General features: G+C 34.9%; 27 protein-coding genes. 10 read left to right on the top strand and 17 right to left on the bottom strand.

The window, feature by feature from the left end; genetic code table 11:
* Positions 1–24: 24 nt before the first annotated feature.
* The 6 genes from HMPREF9018_RS02980 to HMPREF9018_RS02955 form a co-directional block, all read right to left on the bottom strand.
* The gene (locus tag HMPREF9018_RS02980) at positions 25–636 is read right to left on the bottom strand and encodes a hypothetical protein (protein ID WP_008448019.1); all 612 of its coding nucleotides are present in this window, start codon (positions 634–636) and stop codon (positions 25–27) included.
* 819 nt (positions 637–1,455) lie between these two features.
* Positions 1,456–2,400, bottom strand: a complete 945-nt coding sequence (locus HMPREF9018_RS02975; protein WP_008447917.1) for a hypothetical protein — start codon at positions 2,398–2,400, stop codon at positions 1,456–1,458.
* Positions 2,397–3,353, bottom strand: a complete 957-nt coding sequence (locus HMPREF9018_RS02970; protein ID WP_008447886.1) for a DUF6175 family protein — start codon at positions 3,351–3,353, stop codon at positions 2,397–2,399. The genes HMPREF9018_RS02975 and HMPREF9018_RS02970 overlap by 4 nt, the downstream gene beginning before the upstream one ends.
* Positions 3,354–3,457: 104 nt before the next feature.
* Positions 3,458–3,994 carry a hypothetical protein gene (locus HMPREF9018_RS02965; RefSeq protein ID WP_039864175.1) on the bottom strand — a complete coding sequence of 179 codons (537 nt, stop codon included), beginning with the start codon at positions 3,992–3,994 and terminating at the stop codon, positions 3,458–3,460.
* Positions 3,995–4,000: 6 nt separating this feature from the next.
* Positions 4,001–5,593 (bottom strand): hypothetical protein, encoded by a 1,593-nt coding sequence (locus tag HMPREF9018_RS02960; protein WP_008448049.1) that lies wholly within the window; start codon positions 5,591–5,593, stop codon positions 4,001–4,003.
* Positions 5,594–5,624: 31 nt separating this feature from the next.
* Positions 5,625–6,086, bottom strand: a complete 462-nt coding sequence (locus HMPREF9018_RS02955) for a hypothetical protein (protein WP_036855067.1) — start codon at positions 6,084–6,086, stop codon at positions 5,625–5,627.
* A 377-nt stretch (positions 6,087–6,463) separates the two neighbouring features.
* Between HMPREF9018_RS02955 and HMPREF9018_RS02950 the strand changes: the two genes are divergently transcribed.
* The 3 genes from HMPREF9018_RS02950 (at position 6,464) to HMPREF9018_RS02940 (ending at position 9,004) form a co-directional block, all read left to right on the top strand.
* Positions 6,464–7,738 carry a glycosyltransferase family 4 protein gene (locus tag HMPREF9018_RS02950; protein ID WP_008447940.1) on the top strand — a complete coding sequence of 425 codons (1,275 nt, stop codon included), beginning with the start codon at positions 6,464–6,466 and terminating at the stop codon, positions 7,736–7,738.
* A complete protein-coding gene (locus HMPREF9018_RS02945) occupies positions 7,735–8,514 on the top strand; it encodes a glycosyltransferase family 2 protein (RefSeq protein ID WP_008448002.1) in 780 nt (259 codons plus the stop codon). Before HMPREF9018_RS02950 ends, HMPREF9018_RS02945 begins: the two co-directional genes overlap by 4 nt.
* 61 nt (positions 8,515–8,575) lie before the next feature.
* On the top strand, positions 8,576–9,004 hold the full coding sequence (locus HMPREF9018_RS02940; RefSeq protein ID WP_039864170.1) for a hypothetical protein: 429 nt from the start codon (positions 8,576–8,578) through the stop codon (positions 9,002–9,004).
* A gap of 478 nt (positions 9,005–9,482) precedes the next feature.
* Here HMPREF9018_RS02940 and HMPREF9018_RS02935 read toward each other — a convergent pair whose 3' ends face one another.
* The 4 genes from HMPREF9018_RS02935 to HMPREF9018_RS02920 form a co-directional block, all read right to left on the bottom strand.
* A complete protein-coding gene (locus HMPREF9018_RS02935; protein WP_008448016.1) occupies positions 9,483–10,502 on the bottom strand; it encodes a M23 family metallopeptidase in 1,020 nt (339 codons plus the stop codon).
* Positions 10,503–10,771: 269 nt separating this feature from the next.
* Positions 10,772–12,871, bottom strand: a complete 2,100-nt coding sequence (recG, locus tag HMPREF9018_RS02930) for an ATP-dependent DNA helicase RecG (protein WP_008447972.1) — start codon at positions 12,869–12,871, stop codon at positions 10,772–10,774.
* A 27-nt stretch (positions 12,872–12,898) separates the two neighbouring features.
* Positions 12,899–13,576, bottom strand: a complete 678-nt coding sequence (locus HMPREF9018_RS02925; RefSeq protein ID WP_008447925.1) for a 2-C-methyl-D-erythritol 4-phosphate cytidylyltransferase — start codon at positions 13,574–13,576, stop codon at positions 12,899–12,901.
* Between the two features lie 5 nt (positions 13,577–13,581).
* Positions 13,582–14,157 (bottom strand): DJ-1 family glyoxalase III, encoded by a 576-nt coding sequence (locus HMPREF9018_RS02920; protein ID WP_008447890.1) that lies wholly within the window; start codon positions 14,155–14,157, stop codon positions 13,582–13,584.
* A gap of 133 nt (positions 14,158–14,290) precedes the next feature.
* On the opposite strand from HMPREF9018_RS02920, the gene HMPREF9018_RS02915 reads away from it, so the two are divergent.
* The 3 genes from HMPREF9018_RS02915 (at position 14,291) to HMPREF9018_RS02905 (ending at position 18,026) form a co-directional block, all read left to right on the top strand.
* Entirely contained in the window at positions 14,291–15,220 is a 930-nt protein-coding gene (locus tag HMPREF9018_RS02915) for an NAD kinase (RefSeq protein ID WP_008447995.1), read from the top strand.
* A 45-nt stretch (positions 15,221–15,265) separates the two neighbouring features.
* On the top strand, positions 15,266–16,942 hold the full coding sequence (locus HMPREF9018_RS02910) for an ABC transporter ATP-binding protein (protein ID WP_008447994.1): 1,677 nt from the start codon (positions 15,266–15,268) through the stop codon (positions 16,940–16,942).
* 103 nt (positions 16,943–17,045) lie between these two features.
* Positions 17,046–18,026 (top strand): peroxiredoxin family protein, encoded by a 981-nt coding sequence (locus HMPREF9018_RS02905; protein ID WP_008448046.1) that lies wholly within the window; start codon positions 17,046–17,048, stop codon positions 18,024–18,026.
* 174 nt (positions 18,027–18,200) lie between these two features.
* Here HMPREF9018_RS02905 and ispF read toward each other — a convergent pair whose 3' ends face one another.
* The 7 genes from ispF to xerA form a co-directional block, all read right to left on the bottom strand.
* Positions 18,201–18,674 carry a 2-C-methyl-D-erythritol 2,4-cyclodiphosphate synthase gene (gene ispF, locus HMPREF9018_RS02900; protein WP_008448038.1) on the bottom strand — a complete coding sequence of 158 codons (474 nt, stop codon included), beginning with the start codon at positions 18,672–18,674 and terminating at the stop codon, positions 18,201–18,203.
* A 53-nt stretch (positions 18,675–18,727) separates the two neighbouring features.
* Positions 18,728–19,345, bottom strand: coding sequence for a fumarylacetoacetate hydrolase family protein (locus HMPREF9018_RS02895; protein WP_008447990.1), 618 nt, complete (start codon positions 19,343–19,345; stop codon positions 18,728–18,730).
* A 119-nt stretch (positions 19,346–19,464) separates the two neighbouring features.
* On the bottom strand, positions 19,465–20,463 hold the full coding sequence (gene tsf / locus HMPREF9018_RS02890; protein WP_008447944.1) for a translation elongation factor Ts: 999 nt from the start codon (positions 20,461–20,463) through the stop codon (positions 19,465–19,467).
* Positions 20,464–20,572: 109 nt separating this feature from the next.
* A complete protein-coding gene (gene rpsB / locus HMPREF9018_RS02885) occupies positions 20,573–21,373 on the bottom strand; it encodes a 30S ribosomal protein S2 (protein WP_008447997.1) in 801 nt (266 codons plus the stop codon).
* Positions 21,374–21,541: 168 nt separating this feature from the next.
* Positions 21,542–21,928 carry a 30S ribosomal protein S9 gene (rpsI, locus tag HMPREF9018_RS02880; RefSeq protein ID WP_008447953.1) on the bottom strand — a complete coding sequence of 129 codons (387 nt, stop codon included), beginning with the start codon at positions 21,926–21,928 and terminating at the stop codon, positions 21,542–21,544.
* Positions 21,929–21,940: 12 nt separating this feature from the next.
* Positions 21,941–22,405, bottom strand: coding sequence for a 50S ribosomal protein L13 (rplM, locus tag HMPREF9018_RS02875; protein ID WP_008447915.1), 465 nt, complete (start codon positions 22,403–22,405; stop codon positions 21,941–21,943).
* 573 nt (positions 22,406–22,978) lie between these two features.
* The gene (xerA, locus tag HMPREF9018_RS02870; RefSeq protein ID WP_008448014.1) at positions 22,979–23,911 is read right to left on the bottom strand and encodes a site-specific tyrosine recombinase/integron integrase; all 933 of its coding nucleotides are present in this window, start codon (positions 23,909–23,911) and stop codon (positions 22,979–22,981) included.
* Positions 23,912–24,138: 227 nt separating this feature from the next.
* Between xerA and aroQ the strand changes: the two genes are divergently transcribed.
* From aroQ to HMPREF9018_RS02850, 4 genes are all read left to right on the top strand, one after another.
* Complete coding sequence (gene aroQ / locus HMPREF9018_RS02865; RefSeq protein ID WP_008447983.1) at positions 24,139–24,555, top strand: type II 3-dehydroquinate dehydratase; 417 nt, start codon at positions 24,139–24,141, stop codon at positions 24,553–24,555.
* 2 nt (positions 24,556–24,557) lie between these two features.
* Positions 24,558–25,190: an O-methyltransferase gene (locus tag HMPREF9018_RS02860; RefSeq protein ID WP_008447920.1), complete on the top strand. Its 633-nt coding sequence runs from the start codon at positions 24,558–24,560 to the stop codon at positions 25,188–25,190.
* 102 nt (positions 25,191–25,292) lie between these two features.
* A complete protein-coding gene (gene rbfA / locus HMPREF9018_RS02855; RefSeq protein WP_008447930.1) occupies positions 25,293–25,634 on the top strand; it encodes a 30S ribosome-binding factor RbfA in 342 nt (113 codons plus the stop codon).
* On the top strand, positions 25,631–26,863 hold the full coding sequence (locus HMPREF9018_RS02850) for an FtsX-like permease family protein (RefSeq protein WP_008448033.1): 1,233 nt from the start codon (positions 25,631–25,633) through the stop codon (positions 26,861–26,863). The genes rbfA and HMPREF9018_RS02850 overlap by 4 nt, the downstream gene beginning before the upstream one ends.
* Positions 26,864–26,983: the final 120 nt, after the last annotated feature.

Genomic DNA, 26,983 nt, shown 5'->3' with positions numbered 1-26,983 from the left:
TATATCTTCTTTTTAGCTTTACGATTAAAAGTTGATAATATAATTTTGCTTATACATTTTTGTGTTCAGAAAAAGCACACCACAGTAATAAAGATCGAACGATACTCCTATCCTACTGTCTGCTATAATCTGTTCCCAATAATGTGTAGTATATTTATCTTTATGAATATGCTCAAGTATAATTACAGAAGTTGCTGATAAACTGGATAAAATATTATTTATAAACTCTTCATAATAACCCTCTAAAGTAATACGCACAAGAACTGTTTTGGCTGTTAGCTCTTTTATAAATAAGTGGAGCTGCTCCTTACTTGTTCGGTTACTCACTAATAAATAAGGTTTTTTATGAGAACTTGCCATAAAATAAGCCTTATAAGCTGTACTATCTGGATAAAAATCTATTATATGGTTTGGGTTAATAAACCTTGCCATTCTATAATAAAATCTACACAACTTGCGTTTACGCTTATCTAAACCAAATACTTGTTGCTTCAATGTATCATATTTGTTGTAGTGTGTATGATTATTGATTACCTCACGAACAAACTTATATGCCCATGGAGATTGCACCCCAAAGCCACGTGAGTAACGCATACGGCGTAACCAAACAAAACATCGCTTCAATATATAAAACATAATAAATATAGATTATAAGAATGCAAATATACTATTTTTTGATATTATACATACATTTTATATCTATTTTTTTATGTTTGCTTTGTTTTTAAATATAATTTCTATCATTATACCTTTATTCTTATGTTATATCTTTCACATAACATTAACCTGCTACAAATTTTTATTTTAACCTCACCATAAACACATCTTCCTTTTAGCTATGCTGCTACAGCCTTTAAAGAGCTTATCCTAAACTTTTAAACATTAAATAACACTTATGCCAGAAACACAAGAAAAAACGCCAAAGCTCTCTATCGAGTTTTGGCGTTTTGCGTATGTTTAATACTTTAAAAGTTCTTTTTTAAAAAGGGAGCCTCACGGTTGCCTTTGTTATTCCTGAACAATCTATTAAACATTTACCTAAATAAAATAACTAAAAACCTAAATTTATTATTACTAACCTAAACAATCTATTAACCTTTTGATGATGCAAAGGTATGCAGAACTTTATAGTACAACAAAGAAATTACAAAGTTTTTTATCAAAAAGCCATACTTTCTTGACACAAGTCAAACACCTTTGTGTGCGAAAACACTAAACAGTTACACTCTTATACCCCACTCTATATTATATCAAACATAACTATTAATAAGCTAATTCCATTTTTTATAAAAATTCTTTTTTATACTATTACTCCTTAAAATGAAATACAAACAACCTTTATCTATAAAAAAGAAGTTGCATAGAAACTATTATCTCTATGCAATATCTTTATTTCTGTTATGTTTTTATTAAATACAACACACTTAATTCCTTATTTTTATAAATCTACTCATATTACCACCAGTTGTTTACATGATAAATCACCTTAGGCTGATTCTTTGCCCATGCCGTACCAATAGCTCTTATAGCAGAGATACGATACTTTTCTAATGCATATTCATTACGCTGTTCTTGCAAGGTATATTTCCATTCTCTTGCGTCAATGGCAGCTATCCTTTTCTTTATAGAAGCAAAAAGTATTTTAGCTTTTTCATATGCAGCCGATTGAGGATTAATTTGAGAAAGTAGTTCTCCAGCTTGCATAGCAGCTTCTTTGTCTTGAGAAGCATTCCATATTGCAGTTGCTTTTGCCAACATTCTTTCACCTTCTTGATTCAGCATCTTTTTATATATACTCTGCATAAAATTATTAGCTTGTGTATATAAATCTTCACATACTGAAGGAATAGTTTCTAATTCGCATATTGCAGCTTCAAATTCTTGTCTATCAGCCAGCATTTTAGCATGTTGCAATATAGATGCACCCTTTAATTGATAGTACAATAAAATCTTAGCTTTAGCTTTCTCAACAAAATCTTTCAGCTCTGCATTGCGACCATTTAGCATACTAAAAGCCTGTATAAAAGCTTTACTTTTTGATACTCCAACACCTTTAACCTCTACATTTTTAGATGAGAAAAGTGTGCCAGCAACTCCATCACCAATACACAAATTGATATTTAAAGTATAAGCAAACATCACTGGAGCCGTATCAGTTATATCCTCTGTTACTACACTTACTTTTGGAACAAGTACAAAACGCTGGTTAAATGCATTTGCAAAGCCGCAGGACGTAATTATACTTCCCAACCTACTATACACTACACTTTCAACAGAGTTTGGTATACCACTTGCTTCATCTATATATGGAGATATACTTATCTGCTGCGTATTCTGTGCATGACTTGTTAAAGTAAATACGCCAAGTATCATTAACCCAACACCTTTTATTATATTCATGACTTCCCTCCTAAAATGATATTTATCTCACCTAATCCTACTACGTCAATCTTACACTTTACACCAGTAATTCCTTCTATGTATTTTTTCAACTCCGTACCAAACCAATCTGCAGTAGAACCTCTTGTTTGACCTGTATTAGTAGTATAAATCATTGGTATACGAACCTCATCAAAGAATACTTCGTTCTCGGTTTTATTATCTATATTGTAATTTCCTTTCATGGCATGCGCTGCAACCCAATCTTCTATCAGTTCGCTGAGTTCCTTATCTTGATATTCCTTCTCATAATTAATATCGCAATTGTTGGCTAATGTCAAACGTACAACAATATGCCTACCAGACTCAAACAATCTTTGATAATAGCTATCCATATCAGCAATAAACTTGTCTTTAAAGCTCAATACTGCTTCTTCTAACTGATTAACAAGCTCTGTGCTATTAGCAGAAGTACCTCTACCTATATTACCTTGCGATATAGGTTCACCACTATAAGCATCTGTGGCACCTACATTAAACTCTACATATTTATATGGACCATCTTTCTTAATAGTATAATATAGCTCTACATTGATATCAGCTTTTGCTGTTTTATTGAGCAAATCAAGAGCTGACTGTTGCAAGCCACCACCAGCAGTAGTCATGTTGTCGCGTGCTGATCGAGACTTTATCTTTGCTAATATAGTCTTTAAATCCGCAACCTTATAATTCTCTTTAATCATAAAGTCTTGCATAGCACTGATCACCATACTAATGTCAGGATTCTCATCAAATGCCTTTTGATAGTCTGGCTCTGTTATTTGCTGTCCTTCAAAATTAGTGTAAGTCTTCATAAATTTATTCTGAGTACACCATGATCTTGAAGGTATAATCATTAGTTTAGGCTTTTTAGCTTGACCATAGCTTATTATAGAAACAAAGCACATTAAAAATAAAACATAATACTTTTTCATTATTACTTAATAATTATTTTATTAACACCTATATTTATATATAAAAAGAAAAAGCAACCTACCGCAACTTTCGTATGCGATAGATTGCTTTATATGAAAGAATATTAATAAGAGAATCCTGAAGAGCCTTGCTTTAAAATGCCATCTCTTTTCATCTTTTCTCTTAGATTATCGTACATTACTTGCACATACAGCCCTACCTTATATCCTTTTTTTACTTCTCTACGATCTTGCCCTGAAGGAACACCATCTGTAGTAATATTGATAAAAGACAAATACTCTTTCGCATCCTCAAAGAAATTGTAGAAATACTCAAAGTTATCTATCGCTACCTGTCCGTTACCTTGGTTTGAGAATATTGCAGGAGTAGCCCGAGCATTAGCTGAACCGGGTATTCCTCTGAACAAACAAGCATGCACCGCATTCTTCTTGGCTTGCTCTATTGCCTTGTCGACATTCTTGCCAAATCCCCACACCTTGAGGTGCTTGGTGCCATTCTGTCCCACTGCAACAGTAGAAACCTCATAGTTTGCCCATTCTACAAGATATTTTTTCTTATCTATTTTTTTACATCTCCCTTCTATAGGTATAAATAGTAATGCTACAAGAGAGAGTAATAATATTTTTTTTACTTTACACATATACGTTTATAAATTAACCTTAACACCTGCACCTATAGACAATTTTCCAAATCGGTTAGGTGTGTCAACATACCATTCACCTTGGCTAAACTTGTATGAATAGTCAGCACGCACGAACAACTGTACAGGATAGAACACCTGCAAGCCTACTTTCACGCCACCATGTGCGAAATATGCTATACGCTTACTATAAGAAGAATTGTCATTGTCTGAACTTGTGTCGCCCAACAATCTGCAATAATCGCCACCTATACCAACATTAGGCATAATCTCAAGAATACGGATTGGGTGGATAGCCACAGCACCATTCAATGAGAACGGAATGTAATGAGGACGCAACAACTCATCAGCTGCACCCGAACCTGTTTCTACAATCTTTTTTCCCATATGGTAACCTATAGATATACCTGTAAAATACATCATGCCGAGTGTATTCTTAGTTTTTAAAAGATAGTCTATATCCACTTGAGCATAGTTGTATCCTCCAAGCACACCAGAGACACTGACAGAGAGTTTCAAGTCTTTCTTCTCTTTCAAGAACATACCCTCTTTCATAGTCTTGCCAGATATCTTATAAAACTTACTGCAATCGGTCTCGCCCATTGCGTCGGTTCTGTTATCAAAGACTTCAGTAGCGCGTACGAAACCTACCTTCTTATATTCTAAGTTACCATTCTCGTCCTCAACTACCTTAAACACACGGTAACGGTCAGAGTTGCGCAAACCTTCCTTATATCCTATTTTTGCCGCAACAGGATTAACCTCAAATATAGTACTGGTTACCTGCCACTTGTCTATCTTACGCTCCAAAGCATCTAATGCACTGTTCAATGTAGCCACTGGGTCTATGTCATCAGGAGAAACTTCCTTGTTTCCTTTAGAGAACAAACCTTTAAGCTTAGTGGCTTTATTGTCATTCTTTGATTCGTATGCGTTGTTTACAGCATACACAAACTCTAAATCCACCTTTAGGTTATCATAAAAGCTCTTATTTGCGGCAGAAGCATCTTTATCGAGCCAGTTATTCCATACCTCTGTTAAAACAGTGTCATTAAGAACAGCCTTAAACACATATGTATCTACACTTTTACCATCAGCATTATCACTCAAAACGACAACATAAGAGTTGCCTATCAGTTTTTTGTCTGCTGCATTTAAGGTATTTACCTTATCTACGTTAGCATTCAACACATCAGCGTCTGTTTTGTTGTAACGTGTACGCTTTGCGAGCAAAGATGAATTGAACACGTTGCCATCGTATTGCAACCAATAATCCAACACTTGCTTACCCACATTCTTTGCCAACAGATCTTTACGTATCTCTTCTGCTTTTTCTTTAAGCACCTGCTTCTTCTTGCCAACAATCTCATTACCTACCACGCCGATTTGCGTACATGGTATTTTGTTAATGTCGAATTTGCCCGACATAAACTCACAGCTGTCAATACCTTGTGTAAAAGCTCCACCACCCATAGAGATTACAGAGATGGCACAACGGTTATAGTCAAATGTTTCCTGTGTAGGCACCTTTGACGCTTCTTGTGCATAAGAAACAACACTTCCAAAAAGAAGTGCTACAAAAAGTAACTTTTTTCTCATTTTTACAGAAATTTGATTAATACTATTATATTTAAAATATTTGATTTTCTTTAAGATATTTAGCTAATGCAATTCTATCTACCATAACATTCATAATAACCCCGCGTCGCGCTTGTGGCTTAAACTTGTCTTTTTCTAACCGTAGTTCGTATGCAAATTTCAGATAATCGCCACCAGTAGAGAAAAAAGCATCAAAAAAGTCAGAATACTGCTGCTCTATCAATGGATTAGAAATAATGGGGTGTATCATTTTATGTTCACCATAAGAGCTGCTGACGTTCTTGAAAATGACGTCGTACACAGCCTTGCGTACAGCATCAACCTTAGCTTGATGATATGTTTGCCCAACACCTTGCACACGTAAAACATACTTTCCCATTCCCTTATTAGCTATCGCAGTAGTGGAAAACGTACTATAATAAATATTTTTGGGTGTACAGGCATTAAAAAATACTACAAAAAGTATCAAAAATAAAATATCCTTTACTCTCATTACTCTATGGTTTTATTAAGTAATATTTAAATAAATTTGTTTCTTTTGCAAATTTAAAACAACCAATATAAAGAAAACATTTTTATAGTATTGTTTTTTTTTAACCATATTCGTTGTTTTGAAAACAGTTATTAACGTTTTTAAAAGCTTTTTGCCCTATGCTGCCTCTTTTTTATGATTATTATCTTTAAACATTGTAAGCACTACCTCCTCTATTCTTTCTAAAAATTAAGATAAACAGCCTAACAAAAATGTCTTTTTTTACATTAAACACATATAATAACTTTGTTAGGTTCGCTCTTTTTATGTAAGTTTGCACCTAATTATAATAACATATTAACAGGCAATAGCTACATCAATTAAAACTATATAGCATTATGCGCATTCTTATTGTAAACACAAGCGAACAAACAGGTGGTGCCGCTGTAGCATCTAACCGCCTTCTCAAAGCCTTAAACAAGATGGGTGTGGAAGCAAAAATGCTTGTAAGAGAAAAAGAAACCGATAATGCAAACGTGATAAAACTTCACAAACACTACCTACAAAAAATCTACTTTCTTTTTGAACGACTTTGTATTTTCTTTAACCTACATTTTAGAAAAAAACATCTTTTCGAAATAGATATAGCCAATTCAGGTAATGATATTACTTCCCTTTCTGTATTTAAAAAATCCGATGTAATACACTTAGCTTGGATAAATCAGGGAATGTTATCGCTAAATAGCATAAAAAAAATCATAACTTCGGATAAAGCTGTCGTATGGACAATGCACGACCTCTGGCCTGCTACCTCTATTTGCCACTACCCTAAGAGGTGTAAACGCTACGAAAGTAGCTGCCAACATTGCCCTATACTGCCAGCTAACGGGTCGGAAAAGGATCTTTCTGCAAAGATTTGGGCAAAAAAAAACAAAGTGTACAATTCAGGGCACATATACTTTGTAACCTGTAGCAAGTGGCTATGTAAAGAGGCTAAGCATAGCAGTCTGCTAAAAGAACATACTATACAAAGCATACCTAACCCCATTGACACCCATTTTTTCAAACCATTAGATAAGCATGAAGCTCGAAAGAAACTAAACCTGCCTAACGACAAAAATATTATTCTATTTGTATCACAACGTGTTACTGATAACAGAAAAGGCATGGATCTTTTTATAGAAGCTATAAACCACATAGCTAAAGAGTATCCGGAAATTAAAAAAAACAGCTGCATAGCTATACTCGGTGGACACGCTGAAGAGATAGCCAACCAACTTAGCTTGCCAACATATCCGCTTGGGTATGTATCAGACAAAGAAAATATTAGAGACGTTTACAATGCTGCAAATGTCTTTGTGCTACCTACACGGGAAGACAACCTGCCTAACACTATAATGGAAGCTATGGCGTGTGGTGTGCCATGTGTAAGCTTTAAAGTGGGTGGAATACCTGAAATGATAGACCATTTACATAATGGTTATGTAGCAAAGGAACACAACCCTCAAGATCTTGCACAAGGCATTAAGTGGGTGCTTAACAATGCTAATTACACACAGCTCTCTACTGCTGCAATAGAAAAGGTTATACATACCTATTCGGAACGTAATGTAGCAGAACAGTATATCAACCTATATTATGAAGCTTTAGCTTATAAAAACTATAAATTATGATAACATTCTCTGTTGTAACCATAACATATAATGCTGAGAAAGTTTTGCAACCTACTTTAGACAGTGTTCTTATGCAAAACTATTCACACATAGAACATATCATCATAGATGGTGCTTCTAAGGACAACACCTTACAAATAGCACTCAACTATCAGAAGCTCTCTAACAAAGCCGACAATGGACACACCATAATCATACAGAGCGAACCAGATAAAGGACTTTATGATGCTATGAATAAAGGACTGCAAAAAGCTACAGGCGATTATATCATATTCCTAAACGCTGGCGATAGATTTCCTAAAGTGGAGACACTTAAAAAAGTGGCTATAATTGCTGAGCCGGGAGATGGTGAAGAGATGCCTGCAGTATTATATGGCAATACGGACATCATTGATAAAGATGGCATCTTTCTGTATCATCGTCAGAAAGAACCACCTGAAGACCTTACATGGAAATCGTTTAAAGAAGGTATGCTTGTTTGTCATCAAGCCTTTTATGCACGAACAGATATTGCCAAAGCCCTGCCTTATAATACTAAATATCATTATTCTGCAGATATTGATTGGTGTATTAATGTTATGAAAGAAGGGGAGCGCTGCGGCTTATTGATAAAAAACGTACATACTGTGGTAGCTAATTATCTAAAAGAAGGACAAACAACATTACACCATAGAGCATCATTAATAGAACGATATAAAATAATGTGCAAACACTATGGCACTTTTAAAACATCATTACACCATCTTAGATTCTTAATACATCATTTTATAAAATAAATAAAAACAAATAGATACACATAAATATAAAAAATATACACAATAAAATAATAAAAAAAACATGAACATATTAAAGACTTCCCTCATCATAGCTCTAACTACCATAAGTATGTATACTTATGCACAAAGCCAAAACAATAGTGCTAAAAGCAATGCCACACAAATAGCAAAAAACAATAACAGTACTACAAAATCTGCAAAAAAAGTAACAAACACAGCAACTACTACATACAAAACAGTATGCACAAAAAGATTATCTACACCAAAGCCGGCAAAAACTGATAAGTATAAAGATATTAATACAGGAAAGCAACAAATAAAACGCGGACTAAAAGAGTTTGGGAAAGGTGTAGGTAAAATAGCTAAAAGCGAGTGGAAAGATGCCAGCAAAGCTGGGAAAGAAATAAAAAAAGGAGGGAAAATGTTCTTTAAAAAATTAGGAAAAAGCATTTCAGACTCCTTTAAGGAAGATAGTATCAAAACAAAATAAAATATTTTACTATCACTATCAACTAAAATTAAAATAGATAAAACACCTTGTGGGATAGCCTGTTTAAAAGGCTATCCCACATTTTTTTATTATAAATGACACCAAACTTAACGAAAACAATACAATTGTTAGTAACCTATTTACACAAATAAGAATAATCTTCTATACTATAAAAAGCACACTACACTATATAAAAAAATAATATTTTAGGTGAAAATATATAGTGCAAACATACTAAAAATAACTTATTTTTGATATAAAAATAGATTAAAAAAGGACTAGAAATAACTTATTTTTAGTCCTTATGTCTTATCTTTTACTAAACAAAATACCTTCTTCAAACAATAAAAAGCTATACTTTTAAATTCTTACCAACTACTATTACAGGCTATATTAAAAAAGTATCACTAAATGGAGAGTGGGTAAATAGCATAACAAAAAGCTTTACACACTATCTCTCTTATATAAATAAGGCTTCTTATTTACTAATCTTTAGCAACTCACCTACAGCGATATGAGTAAACTTTTTCAAACCATTAGCACGGCGAATCTGCTCTACTGAAACTCCATGTAGCTCAGCTATAGAAGCTAAAGTTTCTCCCTCTGCTACCTTGTGATAAAACAAGCGCTCACTTGCGTTGCTATAAGTAGCTTGCGGGGTTCTGCTGGCATAATCTGTATTATACTCCTCTGCTTTCGTTTTGGCATAAGCCTTTGGACGAGTGCGGTAATTGCCATTGCCTTGAATGTTCTGTCTGCTATAAGGTAAGCTGGAATTAGTACCACGTAAAGCTGTGGCGCGAGCCGACTCGCTTGAGATATTGCCACGACGGAACACATAATAATCTCCCGTTACATCTTGATTTGCAAAATCGAAAAACAAAGCTGGGTTTAAAGCTACACCACAAAGACGTGTTTCAAAGTGTAAATGAGAACCTGTGGAACGCCCCGTATTCCCTCCTAAACCAATAGGCTGACCAGCTTGCACATACTGGTCTTCACGTACCAACTGGCGCGAAAGGTGCCCATAAATAGTTTCTAAACCGTTATTATGACGAATAACTACATACTTACCATAACCATTAGCATTATATTTTACCATACGAACACGCCCTGAAAAAGCAGAACGGATAGTATCGCCAATATAGACCTTTATATCTAAACCTCTATGATTACGACCCCATCGACGACCAAAGTTACTTGTAATAACACGGCTTGGAGTAGGCATTACAAAACCTCTAAGATCTATCTTATATACTTCAGGCAGAGTAGTAGGACGATGTGCATAGGTATTATCCCAACTATCATAAAGTTCAGAAGCTGGTGCATCAAATTCTTCTGTTTCCTTTAAACGGTTTATAACAAGTGTGTCAAGTGGGTTTACACGACGATCTATAGGTGCTTGCATTGCTAATTTATCTTGTGCCTTTATCGATTGGCTCGAAAAAACCAATAAAAAGCACAAGGATGTGGACTTGATAATATTCTTTATCTTCATAAAAATTGCTTAGTTAAAATACTATTTTTATTTATCAAAGGGTACTGATCCTTCAGTAAAGTTATAAGGTTAATATAAAAAACACACCTATATAAGACATTACCTTGTAAAAGTCAGCTTTGCAAAGATAAAAAAAAATGAATGGATTCTCTTACAGCTTAACAGTTTTTATGATGCTTTTAACACACTACCAACACATTATAAACAGCTTTAAAACATATACAAACATAGGTATTAAAAGCATTTCACAAGAAAAGAACCTATATTTACTAAGATATTGCAGCCCAGTTGATATTATTTTTCCTTAACATTTTTAATCTATCCCACAACATCTTATACTCTTCTTTAGAGCATTCAGGGTCTGATTCTATTATTTTCTGAGCCTCATCACGTGCCAGCTGCACAAGCTGTCCGTCACGAGCTATGTCAGCTATTTTAAGATCAAAGGCAATGCCACTTTGCTGAGTACCTTCCAAATCGCCAGGACCTCTGAGCTTCAAGTCGGCTTCAGATATAGCAAACCCATCATTAGTATCGCAAATAACATTAATGCGCTTCTTGGTTTCCTTGGTCAGCTTACGATTAGTAACAAGAACACAATAGCTTTGATCGGCACCACGCCCTACTCTTCCACGCAACTGATGTAACTGTGAAAGCCCAAAACGCTGCGCATCAAGGATTATCATAACACTCGCATTAGGCACATTTACGCCCACTTCTATCACGGTAGTTGCTACAAGAATCTGAGTTTGTCCAAGAACAAACTTCTGCATTTCCTCCTCCTTCTCTTTATCTTTCATCTTACCATGTATCTTGCTTAGGTGGTAATCAGGAAACACTTCAAGCAAAGTATTAAAGCCTTCTTCTAAGTTTTTAAGATCGCTCTTCTCACTTTCCTTAATAAGAGGAAACACTATATACACCTGCCTGCCTTTACTAACCTGCTGCCTTATGCCATGATAAAGACTTGTCATTTGGTCATCATATCTATGAATAGTCTCTATAGGTTTACGTCCAGGGGGTAATTCGTCAATGACACTAACATCTAAATCTCCATAAATAGTCATAGCCAATGTACGTGGTATAGGGGTAGCTGTCATCACTAATATGTGAGGAGGCTGTTTGCTCTTTGCCCAAAGCTGCGCACGCTGTGCCACTCCAAAGCGGTGCTGCTCATCAATAACAGCTATTCCTAATTTCTGAAAATGTACATTATCCTCAAAGATAGCATGCGTTCCTACAAGTATATTTATAGTTCCGTTTACTAACCCCTCTAAGACCGACTTACGCCTCTTACCCTTTACAATACCTGTGAGCAGCTCCACATTAAGATTCATATCATGTAAAAACTCACGTATAGTCTGTAAATGTTGCTCTGCTAATATCTCTGTAGGAGCCACAAAACAAGCCTGAAAACCATTATCTATACCTATAAGCATTGACATAAAAGCTACAAGCGTTTTACCAGAGCCAACATCTCCCTGTAGAAGACGATTCATCTGCCTACCACTTCCCATATCGGCACGAATCTCTTTAATAACTCTTTTTTGTGCATTGGTTAATGCAAATGGTAAGTTATTATGATAAAACCAATTAAACTGCTCACCTATTCGCCTAAATTCATATCCTCTATATTTACGACGATGCTCACTGGCATAACGCATAATATTAAGCTGTACATAAAACAACTCTTCAAACTTAAGACGCATTCTTGCACGTTGCGTATCGTTTACTGTCTTTGGATAATGTATTTTTCTAAAAGCCTCATCACGAGATATAAGGTTAAGATGGCTTATAATAAAAGGAGGTAAGGTTTCTTCTAACGGAGAAACAAGCTTAGAAATAAGTGTTTTGGTTAGTTTTTCTATAGCTCGCGAACTAAGCGAAGCATTCTTCATTTTCTCTGTTGTAACATAAAAAGGCTGCATACCCATATCGTTTAACTGCAATTGTGATGCATCATCAATATCAGGATGTGTAAACTGAAAACGACCATTATAAAACCCTGGCTTACCAAAAACTATATACTCTTTGCCTATTTTATAATTTTTATATATATACTGTATGCCATTAAACCATACCAAATCGCACACACCATGACCATCAGAAAAGTGTGCTACTATGCGTTTCTTTCGTTTTCCCATATCATACTCTTCAAAACTAAGAATCTTACCTCTGAGCTGCACAAAAGGCATATCTAACGACAACTCCGAAGTAAGATATACCTTTGTACGGTCAATATACTTATATGGATAATATTCTAACAAATCACGATAAGTATTTATACCAAGTTCTTTACTTAGTATATCCTTTCGCCGAGGCCCTACACCGGGCAAATACATAATGTCTTGATCGAGTATGTCTAACAAAATATTTATACTACTTTTATATATTTATTATTTATCGTAGCAAAGCTTTTCAGCTATCTTAAGATCGAAAGGTGTAGTCAACTTAATATTCTCCCTATTTCCTTCTACCATTTTAACCCTTTGCCCAATACTTTCCACTACGCTTGCATCGTCAGTAAACCTGCTATCTTCGTCCTGACAATAGGCCTTCTTAACAACAGATATATCAAAAACCTGTGGGGTCTGCACCAAACAATAGCTACTTCTTGGTACAGTTTCTGAACTACCATCTACCGAAACATATCGTAAAGTATCTGTAACTTTCAACACAGGAATAACTGCTTTATAAGTAAGGGCTGCTTTAAAACATCTCAAAATAGTTTCTTTAGAAACAAAAGGACGCACCCCATCATGAATAGCTACATAGCCTTTAGCAGCATCAGGGATAAGATCTAAACCATTCTTAGACGACTGAAAACGAGTAGATCCACCTGTAGCTAATTCATAATAATCTGAAAAATTATATTTCAAACATAAGTCATGCCAATATTCTTGCTGCTCTTTGGGCAAGACAAGGATTACCTTTATTTGTGGATCATATTCGCGAAAACACCGTATAGTACGCATTAAAACAGGTAAACCTGCCACGGGTAGAAATTGCTTTGGCACTTCCATACCCATGCGCAGACCTTTCCCACCTGCTACTATAATAGCATATTTTTCCATAAAAGCTATTTTGTGCCAGCTAACACTCTGTCATATAACATAGCTTTCTTAACCTTTTCCACCTCTTCTTTGGGTAAAAGATGGCTCAACAGCTCATAGGTATAAGGTAAAACAGCTACAGGACCAGCCCCTGTTATAACATTTCCATCTACCTGAACCAATGTTCTCGTTGGCTCTGCACCATTAATAAGACTATCTTCCATACCTGGGAAGATTGTTGCCTTCTTACCTTTTAATATGCCAATAGAAGCAAATACTAAAGGAGCTGCACACACTGCACCTAAAAATCTTCCACTTTCAAACTGCTTAAGCAATATTTTACGTACCTCCTTATGCTCTTTTAAGTTGTTAGCACCTAAAACACCCCCAGGCAAAAGCAACATATCTACATCATCAAAGCTCGCTATTTCCTCTAACAAAACATCTGCCTCTATACCTACACCACGTGCAGATTTTACCACCTTACTACCTGTAACACTTACCATAGATATCTCAACACCACTACGACGAAAAACATCTACAGGCACAATAGCTTCCATTTCTTCGAAGCCTGTTGCTAAAAACTCATAAACTTTTGCCATAATATTTATTTTTTAATATTAAACTTTCAATAAAAAATTATACTTTTGTACATAATATCTCTTGCAAATATACTAAATATTCATGATTTAGGGGTATTAGCAAGTCTAAAGATTTATAAAATAACAGCTTTTTATGACAGATAAAAAACTTACTTTCGCTATATTCGGCAGCAAGTCTGGAGCTTCTAATCCTACAAGGATAAATCAGTTGATAGAGAAGCTCATTTCCTATAATGCTATCATATACATTGAAAAGCAATACCTTAACTTCATTGATTACAGCTTAAATACAAAAATAAAGAATAAGGTTCTACCTTTCGACTTAATTAACTTTAAAGCTGATTTTATAATATCTTTAGGTGGTGACGGAACCTTCTTAAAAGCTGCTGGACGCGTAGGAAACCTTCAAATACCTATAATTGGAGTAAATATGGGACGCTTAGGGTTTCTTGCTAACATATCACAAGAAAAGCTAAACAGCACTATTGACAGTATTTACGCTAACAACTTTATAATAGAAGAACGGTCTGTAATAAGACTAAAATGCAATGAAAAAGACGTTATCTTTAATCCTTTTGCATTAAACGACATAGCTATATTAAAACGCGATATAGCTTCTATGATATCTATTCATGTAGAAATAAATGGAGAATTTCTTACATCTTACCTCGCTGATGGATTAGTAATTAGCACCCCTACAGGATCTACAGCTTACTCACTATCTATAGGCGGACCTATTATGGTACCACAAACTAACACGCTAAGCATAACTCCCGTAGCACCACATAGCTTAAATATGCGTCCTATAGTAGTTAGTGATGGATCGAAAATAAGATTAGATGTAGAAAGCAGAAGTCATAATTTTTTGGTAGCTGTTGATGGACGATCTGTTAAAATGAAAGAAGGAACAACGCTAACCATACAGAAAGCTAACCATAAAGTAAAAATAATTAAGACCGAAAACAATACTTTCTTTAATACTTTACGTGAAAAACTAATGTGGGGAGCTGATACAAGACAATTATACAGTAAATCTTTAAAAGAAAAAAATATTAATGATTGAACTACGTTTCATTAACTAAAATAGTATCGCACATATTCCTCCAAGATGAAAGAAAAGATAAAAAGTTTGTTTAAAATACCAAAAACAAAATATTCTACCAAAGATATTTACGCATGGTTGTGGGTTGCTTGGAAAGGAAACCGCAAGCAAGCTATTATAAATGCAGCAATAGGATTATCTGAAGTTATTATATCACTATCTATAGTTTGGGCTATGCAACACGCTATAGACGTATCTTCGCATGTAAAAAAAGGTAGCATAGCTTTAGCTGTTATTACCTTAGGACTACTCTTTTTATCTAATTTCGGATTAAACATAGCATCACTTTGGGTAAGAAACCTATTAGGTATAAAAGCACAAAACAAAATGCAGCAACAGTTATTAGATAGAATGTTGCGATCAGAATGGAAAGGAAAAGACTGTCATCATAGTGGAGATGTGCTAAATAGGTTAGAATTTGATGTAACTAACGTCGTTACATTTCTTACTGAAACTATACCTAATTCTTTATCAACACTAACTCTTTTTATCGGAGCTTTTATATATTTAGCACTTATGGACTGGCGTTTAGCAAGCACTATAGTGTTTATGATACCATTATTTGTTTTACTTAGTAGGATATATGTAAGACAGATGCGACTCTTAGTGAGCGATGTTAGAATATCCGATTCTAAGGTTCAAAGCGTTTTACAAGAAAGTGTTCAAAATCGAATATTGATAAAAACATTAGAAGGAGATGATTTTATTATCAATCGCTTAGAAACTACACAAAGCGAATTACGCAATAAAGTTATAAAAAAAACAAAGTTTTCAATATTCTCTAGCACAATTCTACAATTTGGTTTTGTATTAGGTTATCTCTTTGCTTTTGCATGTGCAGCCTTACGTTTGTATGAAGGTACACTCACTTTTGGTGGCATGACAGCATTCTTACAGTTAGTAAACAAAATACAATCTCCTGCAAGACAACTTATGCGCCTTATACCTTCTTTTGTTTCTGTGCTAACTGCTGCTGAACGTTTAATAGAGTTAGAAGAAGTACCTCTTGAAAAACAAGGTAATAGTATTGAGCTAAAAGCCCCTTGCGGTATAAGACTTAACAATATCTCATATCAATTCTTCGATGCTGATACACCTGTTATAAAAAAACTTTCTTTCGATTTTAAACCATGTTCTTGTACTGCCATATTAGGAGAAACAGGAGCAGGAAAGACTACACTCACAAGAATGCTTTTAGCTCTACTAACCCCTACCGAAGGCTCAATAGAACTATATAATAAAAAAGAATGCTTACAACTTAGCCCATTAATGCGCACTAATTTTGTATATGTGCCTCAAGGCAACACACTTATGAGCGGAACAATTCGTGAAAACCTTGAATTGGGCAAAGAAAATGCAACAGAAGAAGAAATTATATATGCATTAAAAACAAGTTGCGCAGACTTTGTTTTCGATCTACCTAAAGGTATTGACACTGTATGCTCCGAAAATGGTGGTGGATTAAGTGAAGGACAAGCACAACGAATAGCTATAGCAAGGTCATTATTAAGGAACAAAAGCATTATGATTTTTGATGAAGCAACATCAGCTCTTGACCCAGAAACCGAACAACAGTTACTTAAAAACATTCTAACTAATCACAATAAAACGATAATTTTTATTACTCACCGACTTGCAGTAGTAGATTATTGTGATCAAACACTTACTATTGAGAAAATATAAAGACGCCTCTTGTTTTATTGGGAATAAGATAGTATATTTGCAAACAATATGATTTTCAAATTATTATATACATATTATAAAACGAAAACAAAGATTTAACAATATGAAACAAAGTTTATTAGCCATAGTAAGTATTCTTATATTATGTTTTGGGAGAACAAACGCACAAACCAATACTAATATACAACATACAAAAAACGATGCTATTTATACAAAAGACCTACTTAAAGTAGGCACAATGGCTCCAAATTTTAGCTTAAAAACATACGATAATCGCACTATAAGATTAAGCGACTTTAGAGGAAGATACCTTGTTATAGACTTTTGGGCTAGCTGGTGTTCTGACTGTAGGAAAGATATACCTGCTATAAAAGAGCTTTACAATAAATATTCCACGCAAGGAGTAGACTTTCTTGGAATATCTTTTGATACTGATAAAGAGCAGTGGGCAAAGACATATTGGAACACTTACCAGATGCCATGGACACAAGTAAGCGAACTAAAGAAATGGAAAAAGAATACACATATTGATAAACTTTATAATGTAAAGTGGATCCCGACAATGTACCTCATTAACCCTCATGGGAAAATTGTTTTCGCTACTACTGATATAAACCATCTAAAAGAAGCATTGGAAAGTATCAATCCCTCTAAAAGACTTAACACTAACACCCCAAAAGCACAATTTAAAGGTGGGCAAAAAGCCTTTGAAGACTTTATAAAGAAAAACCTTATAGGCGTGCATAGCAATAAAAATGCAAATGTAAGGGCTGATGTTGTAGTGCAATTTACAGTGATGTTTGACGGTCAAGTAATAGGTGCGCATGTTATAGAAGTAAATAATATTAAAGCAAACGGTCCAAAATACGACAAAATGTCTATAACAAAACAGCAGGAATTTATACAAAAAAAGATAGCGAAATATAAGGCTGAAGCTGTTAGATTTATGAGTACAAAATCACAATTATATATCAATATAGAGCAAAAACCACTTTCTCAAATGCCTAATTGGGAACCAGCGACTATAGGAGGAAGACCTGTTCAAACAAGTCAAACTGTTACATTAAGTTTTGGTTGCATATAAAACTTAAACCACTTAATATAAATAAAAACATAATAAGGTTGTCTTTTGATATTATAAAGACAACCTTCATTATATGAAAAAGAAGTTCTTTTTTTACTAAAGACATATTATTCTTAGGGATAAATACTGATAACTGCTTATATAAAGAATAACTTCTTAAATATTCTTACTACTTTACTTCTCTATTAAGCACACAGCATAAGCAGCAATACCTTCTTCTCTTCCTACAAAACCCATCTTTTCTGAAGTGGTAGCTTTAATGGATATAACATCAATATCGCAACCTATTACAGAAGCCATACATTCTTTCATTGCAGGAATATACGGATTAATTTTAGGTCGCTCAGCACAAATAGTAGCATCTATATTACCCAAACGGTATCCATGTTGATGAAGTAAACTAATGGTTTTATTAAGGATAATCTTTGAATCCATATCAAGAGTTGCATCAGATGTATCTGGAAAATGATATCCTATGTCACGTAAATTGGCAGCACCAAGCAAAGCATCACAGATAGCATGTATTAAAACATCAGCATCGCTATGACCTAATAAACCTAAGCTATGGTCTATTTGTATTCCTCCTAAGAAAAGTTTGCGTCCCTCTACTAAACGATGGACATCATATCCCATTCCTACCCTTATCATATACAGTAATATTATAATATTTTTTATTAGTTATAAATACCAAAAAAGATTATTTATTTACAATTGAAATCTAATACCTTATTATCTTCTATATACCCTTCTAAATGGTCATTAATAATAGCTACTCTTCCTGTTGACGGACTACCTGTAAAGAGAATATCTCCCGTTTTAAGTGTAAAATACCTACTAATATAACTTATTAATGCATCTATCTTATATAACATTTCATTAGTACTTCCTTCATAAATAGTTTTACCATTAACATCTAAATGGAAATGAAGTCGTTGAACATCAAGAAACTTATCCTTTGGTATCCATTCACCTATTACTGTTGCTCCATCAAAACTCTTAGAAAGCTCCCATGGTAATCCTTTGCTCTTTAATTTTTCTTGCAGTTCTCTGGCTGTAAAATCAACACCAAGAGTTACCGCATCATAATAGCGAGGTGAAAAACGTTCTGGTATAGTCTTGCCTAACTTATTTATTCGTACAACCAATTCTGCCTCATACTCTATGCTTCCAAGATTATCTGGGATAAAAAAAGGCTTATTATCCTTTAATAAAGACGAGTCGGCTTTTAAAAAAATAACAGGACTATCTACCTTTATTATATCATCATGCGATATATTATTATTATGTAAATAATTATCTTCGACTGCAAAAATCTTCATACTTTAAAGTAATAATAAACAAAAAAGGAGCTATAGGAACTTACGATAACGTCCTATAACTCCGTATGTTTTAATCTCAACAGAGATTCTGTTACGTTATTTATGCTATATACTAAAAATTAATCAGCAGCAAGAGAGAAACGTTTATAACCTAAGATCTTCAAGCCCTTAGCTTGTGCTTCAAGCCAATTGCCTACGCTGATCTTATCACCTTCTGCAAACTGAAATTCCTGATCTACCAAACAGTTTTCTTTAAAGAACTTAGCTAAACGCCCCTTAGCAATGTTTTCTATCATCGTAGCATTAAGGTTAGCTGCTTTTTCTGCTCCTACTGTCTTACGAATTTCTATTGCCTTGTCAGCCTCTTCACGTGTTAACCAGCCTTTATTTATATTTGACTCAATGTGATCATCACTATCTACCAAGTTAGCATTAATACCTGCTTTCTTAATAGCAGCTACTACAGCTTTTTCTACCTGCTCTTCCTTAGTTTTCTCTACAGCAATACGATATTCCTCGTCTTTTTGTGCCTGCGAAACAGAAGCCTCATCAAGTGCTACTGGTTTCATTGCAGCTACCTGCATAGCAACCTTGTGCCCAGCCTCTTCATTAGCGTCATTTAGCTGTACCATAGTGGCAAGAGTATGCTTGTTCATATGGTCATAAATAGACACATTAGCACCTTCCATATAGTTATAACCATCAAGCTCCATCTTCTCTCCTGTTACACCAGAACGCTGCTGAACAGCAGTTGCTGCATCTTCGCCATTAGCAAGTTTTAGAGCTTTCACTTCATCAAGGCTCTTAGCTTTTGCAGCTACTGCAGCATCAAGTATTTCTTGTACAAGTGCTACAAAGTCGGCTCCATTAGCAACAAAATCAGTTTCACACTTAACGGCTACCATTGCTGCGAAATCGCCATCTTGCTTAACAAGCACACAACCGTTAGATGTTTCGCGGTCAGAACGCTTAGCTGCTATAGCTAAACCACGCTCACGAAGTAACTCCTTAGCCTTATCAAAATCGCCTTCTGCCTCTGTTAATGCTTTTTTTACATCAGCAAGACCAGCTCCTGTCATTGCACGGAGCTTCTTAATATCATCAATAGATACTGCCATTTTGTATTTTCTCCTTTTTTATATTTTACAAAAATGGGCATTGGTGAATGATAATACAGCTATAATACTTACTGTAAAGCACTCACCAGTACCCATATATATATTATTATTATTCTGCAGCTGGTGCCTCTTCTTCTTTTGTCTTACGAGCAGCACGTTTTGGCTTTGCCTCTGCAGCAAGCTCAGCTTGCTCTGCAGCAGCTTTCTCATCAGCCTTCTCAGCCTTACGCTCTTCAAGCCCTTCTGCTATAGCACTACAGCAAGCTGTTAAGATAACGTCTACAGAATCTTTAGCGTCATCATTAGCAGGGATAACATAATCGATGTTCTTAGGATCAGAATTTGTGTCTACAATAGCAAACACAGGGATACCAAGACGATTAGCTTCCTTAACAGCAATGTGCTCTTTCATTACATCAATAACGAATAATGCAGCAGGTAAACGAGTTAAATCTGATATAGAACCTAAGTTCTTTTCAAGCTTAGCACGCTGACGTGAAATCTGCAAAAGCTCGCGTTTTGACAAATTAGAGAAGGTACCATCGTTCATCAACTTGTCGATATTCGTCATTTTCTTTACGGCCTTACGAATAGTAGGGAAATTAGTTAGCATACCGCCAGCCCAACGCTCATTAACGTATGGCATATTAACAGATGCTGCTTTATCTGCTACTACCTCTTTAGATTGTTTTTTAGTAGCGACGAATAAAATCTTCTTACCGCTCTTAGCAATACCTTTTAGAGCTTCTGCAGCTTCATCTATTTTAGCTACAGTCTTATGAAGATCTATAATATGAATACCGTTACGCTCCATAAATATATAAGGAGCCATAGCTGGATTCCACTTACGACGAAGGTGCCCGAAATGACAACCTGCCTGCAATAGTTGGTCAAAATTTGTTCTTGACATGTTTATTTTTATTTCTTTGTTTACATTCTGTTTAATTCTTTCGTGGTAAATAAGCTTTACCAAGCTTTGTTAGAATCAATCGATGGGTAGTCGCTTAAAAAAGGAATCGCATCGATTTAGATACTAAACCTAAACGTTTTTATTAACAGACTAAAAGCCTGTAAAATATTAACGCTTGCTGAACTGGAAGTGAGCACGAGCCTTTGGCTGACCTGGCTTCTTACGTTCTACCTCACGGCTATCACGAGTTAGGAAGCCCTGATCTTTCAATGCCTTCTTATCCTCTGCATTTACCTTTACTAAAGCACGAGCAATAGCAAGGCGAAGAGCTTGACTCTGACCTGTAAAGCCACCACCGTTAAGGTTTACTTTAATATCATACTGCCCCTCAACACCAAGCAATGCCAATGGCTGCTTTACTACATACTGCAAAATAGCTGATGGGAAGAACTCTGTTATATCTTTCTTATTAATTGTGATCTTACCGGTACCTTCTGAAAGGTAAACTCGAGCTACTGCACTCTTACGGCGACCAATTGCGTTTATTACGTCCATCTTTCTCCTATATTATTTATACTGGTTAATATCGATAGCCTTAGGCTTCTGAGCCTCTAAACCGTTTAATTCAGTACCCTTGATAACATAAAGATTGTTAAGCAAGTGGCGACCTAAAATACCCTTAGGAAGCATACCCTTCACTGCATGACGGAGAATCTTATCAATACCGTTATCACGCTTACGAAGCTGCTCAGGAGTATTAAAACGCTGACCACCTGGATAACCAGTGTAACGTGTGTAAACCTTGTCGGTTTCTTTCTTACCAGTGAAAACCACCTTCTCTGCATTAATGATAATAACATTGTCTCCACAATCTACATGAGGAGTAAAAGTGGGCTTGTACTTACCGCGAAGCAATTTAGCTACCTTAGAGCAAAGGCGACCTACTACCTGATCGGTAGCATCTACTACAACCCACTCTTTCTTAGCTGTTTCCTTATTCACGGAAATAGTCTTGTAACTTAAAGTGTTCATTTTTTTAATTAAATTTACTACTAAAAAACGTTTTTATTAATTCACGCACATGCTTTACCTAACCACACAGCTCGGCCAAAAACCATGCTATTAACATGTTACGTACGGGATTCTAAGAAAATCCCCATAATAATCGGACTACAAAGGTACTAATTTAAATGATGTGAAAACACAACTACAGCACCAATCCTTCCATTTTTTATAATTAATTAACTATTAACATTAAAACTCTACAACGCTTAATACACAAAGAACAACTGTTTTCTTACCTTCCTACCGCCACAAACACTATTGCCACAGATAAATAAATATATAAAATTAAGAAAACTGTTACAAGACTAAACACTGCTTGTTTAATAGCAAAAAACAACATCTAACACAGTATAACATAACAATTTATACATTTATACATAAGTTCCTGTTTTGAAAAATAGATTATTTTTGTTTTATTTTTAATCTATTTTTGCTATAAAAATAGACTATTTTTCAAACTATTCTGTTACTTATTTATATATAAACAATAACCCACTCCTACTATAAAGCATAGCTTTACTTAAAAAAAAGATAACCCAGCTATAAGCCATGTTCCTCTCTATAGCGGATATTACGCGGATGATGATTAAGTATTTCTTGTCGTAAGGAAGTAGTATCAAGGTGAGTATAAAGCTCTGTAGTTACAATACTTTCATGACCTAACATGGCTTGAATAGAACGAAGGTCTGCCCCTCCTTCCAGTAATGCAGTAGCGAAAGAATGACGAAGAGTGTGAGGAGATATTGTTTTTTTTATGCCAGCAGCATAAGCATAACGCTTTAACATTATAAGAATCATTGTGCGTGTAAGGTGGCTACCGCGCCTATTTAGAAAAACATAATCATCTTCTCCTTCCTTTATTTTCATTTGGCTTCGATCTAAAAACCAATAATTAAGTTCTTCTATTGCGCGAGGAGATATTGGAACCAATCGCTCTTTAGAGCCCTTTCCCATTATCCTGACATACTGCTCTTGAAAATATAAATTAGAAATTTTTAAAGATGTTAGTTCCGATACACGCAATCCGCACGAAAACAACACTTCTATAATAGCTTTATTACGCTGCCCTTCCCACTTAGTTAAATCTATACTGTTAAGAATAATATCTACTTCCGCCGTAGAAAGCACCTCAGGAAGATGTTTTGGCTGTTTGGGAGACTCAAGCAATTCTGTAGGATCTATCTCTAAATATCCATCTAAAATAAGGAAACGATAGAAGTGGCGTATTCCACTAAGCACACGTGATAACGACCTTGCCCCTATACCTAACTCAGACATACAGGCTGTAAAACGCTCCAAGTCTTCTAATCTTACATCTAATACATCTATTTTTTCTGCTTCAAGGAAAGAAGATAGCTTCTCAATATCTCGCATATAAGCATCTATAGTATGTTCAGAATATCCCTTTTCCAATTTTAAATAGCGACGAAACTTGCTGGCAATATTGCTTATCTTTTTTTTGTTGATATCCATTTTAATTACTATTTTTGCAAAATATACTATTATTTTTAGTAAATACAAAGATACTATTAAAATGCCAAAAACTACTTTAAATAAAGGTTTCTTCTATTTCTTAACACAACTTATATCTGCCCTTTCTCAATAATATCTACTAAAGAGATAACTCATATATATATGTATAAGAAGAAAAAATACTTTTATAAAACTATTATCAATAAGAAAGATTTACATAAAACACTATGCGCATACTTATAATAAATGGTCCCAACTTAAATTTGATAGGCAAACGAGAGCCAGAAATATATGGCAAAGAGTCGATGGAAGATTTTCTCCCACGACTACAGAAGAGGTTTCCAGAAGTGGATCTATACTATTATCAAAGCAATATAGAGGGCAAACTTATTGACAAATTACAAGAAGTAGGCTTTTCTTTTGACGGAATAATACTTAATGCCGGAGCTTATACACATACAAGTATAGCTCTATCCGACTGTATTAAAGCCATTACCACCCCTGTAATAGAAGTGCATATAAGTAATATAAACAGCCGAGAAGAGTATCGCAGATTATCTATGATAGCACCATCGTGTAAAGGCACTATACAAGGATTTGGCTTAGATAGTTACCGGTTAGCCATAGAAGCATTATTAAAATAAAGATGATAGACGCTTTAGACAAATACATTAATAGGCATATAGACGCTGAGGGCGATTACCTACATAGTCTTTACCGTGCTACAAACATACACACACTGCATGGACGTATGGCAAGCGGGCATCTGCAAGGAAGACTATTAAAGCTACTTGTACGCATGATTCGCCCTAAGAGAATCATAGAAGTGGGAACTTTCAGCGGCTACTCTGCCCTCTGCATGGCAGAAGGTTTAGAAGAAGGAAGCAAGATTATAACATTTGAAATAAACGACGAAATGGAGGATTTTACGCGTCCATGGATAGAAAATTCTGCCTATGCTGATAAAATAGACTTCAGAATAGGAAATGCAATAGCAGAAGCTCCTCTATTAGGCGTAATGTTTGATATGGCTTTTATTGATGGAGATAAACGCACTTATATAGAAACATATCGTGCACTATTCCCTATAATAAATAGTGGTGGATATATCATTGCTGATAATACTCTATGGAATGGACATGTCATTGACCATGCCTACGATCACGATAAGCAAACTATAGGTATACGAGAATTTAACGATATGATAGCAAAAGATGAACGTATAGAAAAGGTTATCCTACCAATAAGAGATGGATTAACAGTGATAAGAAAGAAATAATTTCTAAAATAAATAATAATTAAGTAACTTTGCAATAATGAGTTCCACACTAATATAAATAATAGAAAAGGAACATCTTTATTATAAACAACCTTTTAAAAAATGCAAGAAACAAGACAAAACCGCATATCACGCTTGCTCCAAAAGGAGTTGGCAAGCATATTCCAGTCGCAAACACGCCTTTTGCATGGCGTTTTGGTTAGTGTTACACGTGTAAGAATAAGTCCAGACCTTAGTATATGTACTGCTTATTTAAGTATTTTCCCATCTGAGAAAACAGAAGAACTAATTAAAAATATCAATACAAATGAGAAAACAATTCGATATGAATTAGGTAAACGTACACATAACCAGCTACGTATCATTCCAGAATTGAGATTCTTTGTAGATGATTCTTTAGATTATCTTGAACACATTGAGCATCTATTGAAAGATAAAAAATGAATTTTTCCTTTTACATAGCACGCCGTTATATATTCTCTAAAAAGAGTACTCATGCCATTAACGTCATCAGCCTTATCTCTGTAATTGGTGTAGCAGTGGCAACAATGGCTTTGGTAGTAGTCATGAGTGGCTTTAATGGTTTTGCAGACTTAGTAGCTTCTTTCTTTACAGGGTTTGATCCTCAAATAAAAATAGAGGCAGCCACAGGTAAAGCCATGCCTGCAGACGATCCTTTGCTAAAGAAAGTAAAGCATCTTAAAGAAGTTGCTGTATCCACAGAATGTGTAGAAGATCAGGCTTTAGCTGTTTATCACGGTAATCAAAAAATGATAATGATAAAAGGAATGGAAGCTAACCTCGACTCGCTAACACACATTAGCAATATATGCTATGGTGATGGCGACCTAAACTTAGAAACAGCCAATCTGCAATATGGGCTTTTGGGTGTTCGTGTAGCTCAAGACTTAGGTACTGGAGTGTTTTGGCGCGACTACCTATATATATATGCCCCACAACGTGAAGGACAATACGATCCTACTGACCCCACACAAAGTTTTGTAAAAGACTCCCTAATATCACCAGGATTAGTTTTCCAAGTAAAACAAAATAAATATGATGGTGGATACATTATAACCTCACTTAACTTTGCTAGACGATTGTTCAATAGACAAGGGCAAATAACATCACTAGAGCTTAGAATGAAAGAGGGGGTAGACATCAATAAAATACAAGAAAAAATTAAATCTATTGTTGGGTCAAAATACACAGTAAAAAACAGATATGAACAACAAGCTGATACCTTTAATATCATGAAGATAGAAAAGCTATTTGCATATATTTTCTTAAGTTTCATATTAATGGTAGCTTGCTTTAACATCATCGGTTCACTGTCTATGTTAATGATAGATAAGAAAAATGATGTGCAAACACTTCGATGTCTGGGAGCTTCTGAAAAGCTTATAGTTCGTATTTTCCTTTTTGAAGGACGTATGATTTCACTCTTTGGAGCTATAATAGGTATATCTATAGGGCTATTACTATGCTGGCTACAACAAGTTTATGGAATAGTAAAGTTAGGTGATGCAAATAGCAACTTCGTTGTTAATGCTTACCCTGTCAGTGTACACCCCACTGATATAGTTATCATTTTCTTTACTGTTATTATAGTTGGGTGGGTAGCAGTATGGTATCCTGTAAGACACATGAGCAAGAAACTTATCAAAGAATAGTTAATCTTACTTTGTTATACAGACATAACTAAAATTTAATCTCGTAAATATTAAATTTTGTTTTATCATAAAAGTAAGCCCCTTCCTTTATACATAAAAGCATAAAGAAAGGGGCTTTCT

Origin of the sequence: Prevotella amnii CRIS 21A-A (assembly GCF_000177355.1) — a bacterium.
Lineage (GTDB): Bacteria > Bacteroidota > Bacteroidia > Bacteroidales > Bacteroidaceae > Prevotella > Prevotella amnii.
Note: the sequence above shows the minus strand (reverse complement) of the source record. Positions and strands in the feature narration are given on the sequence as shown.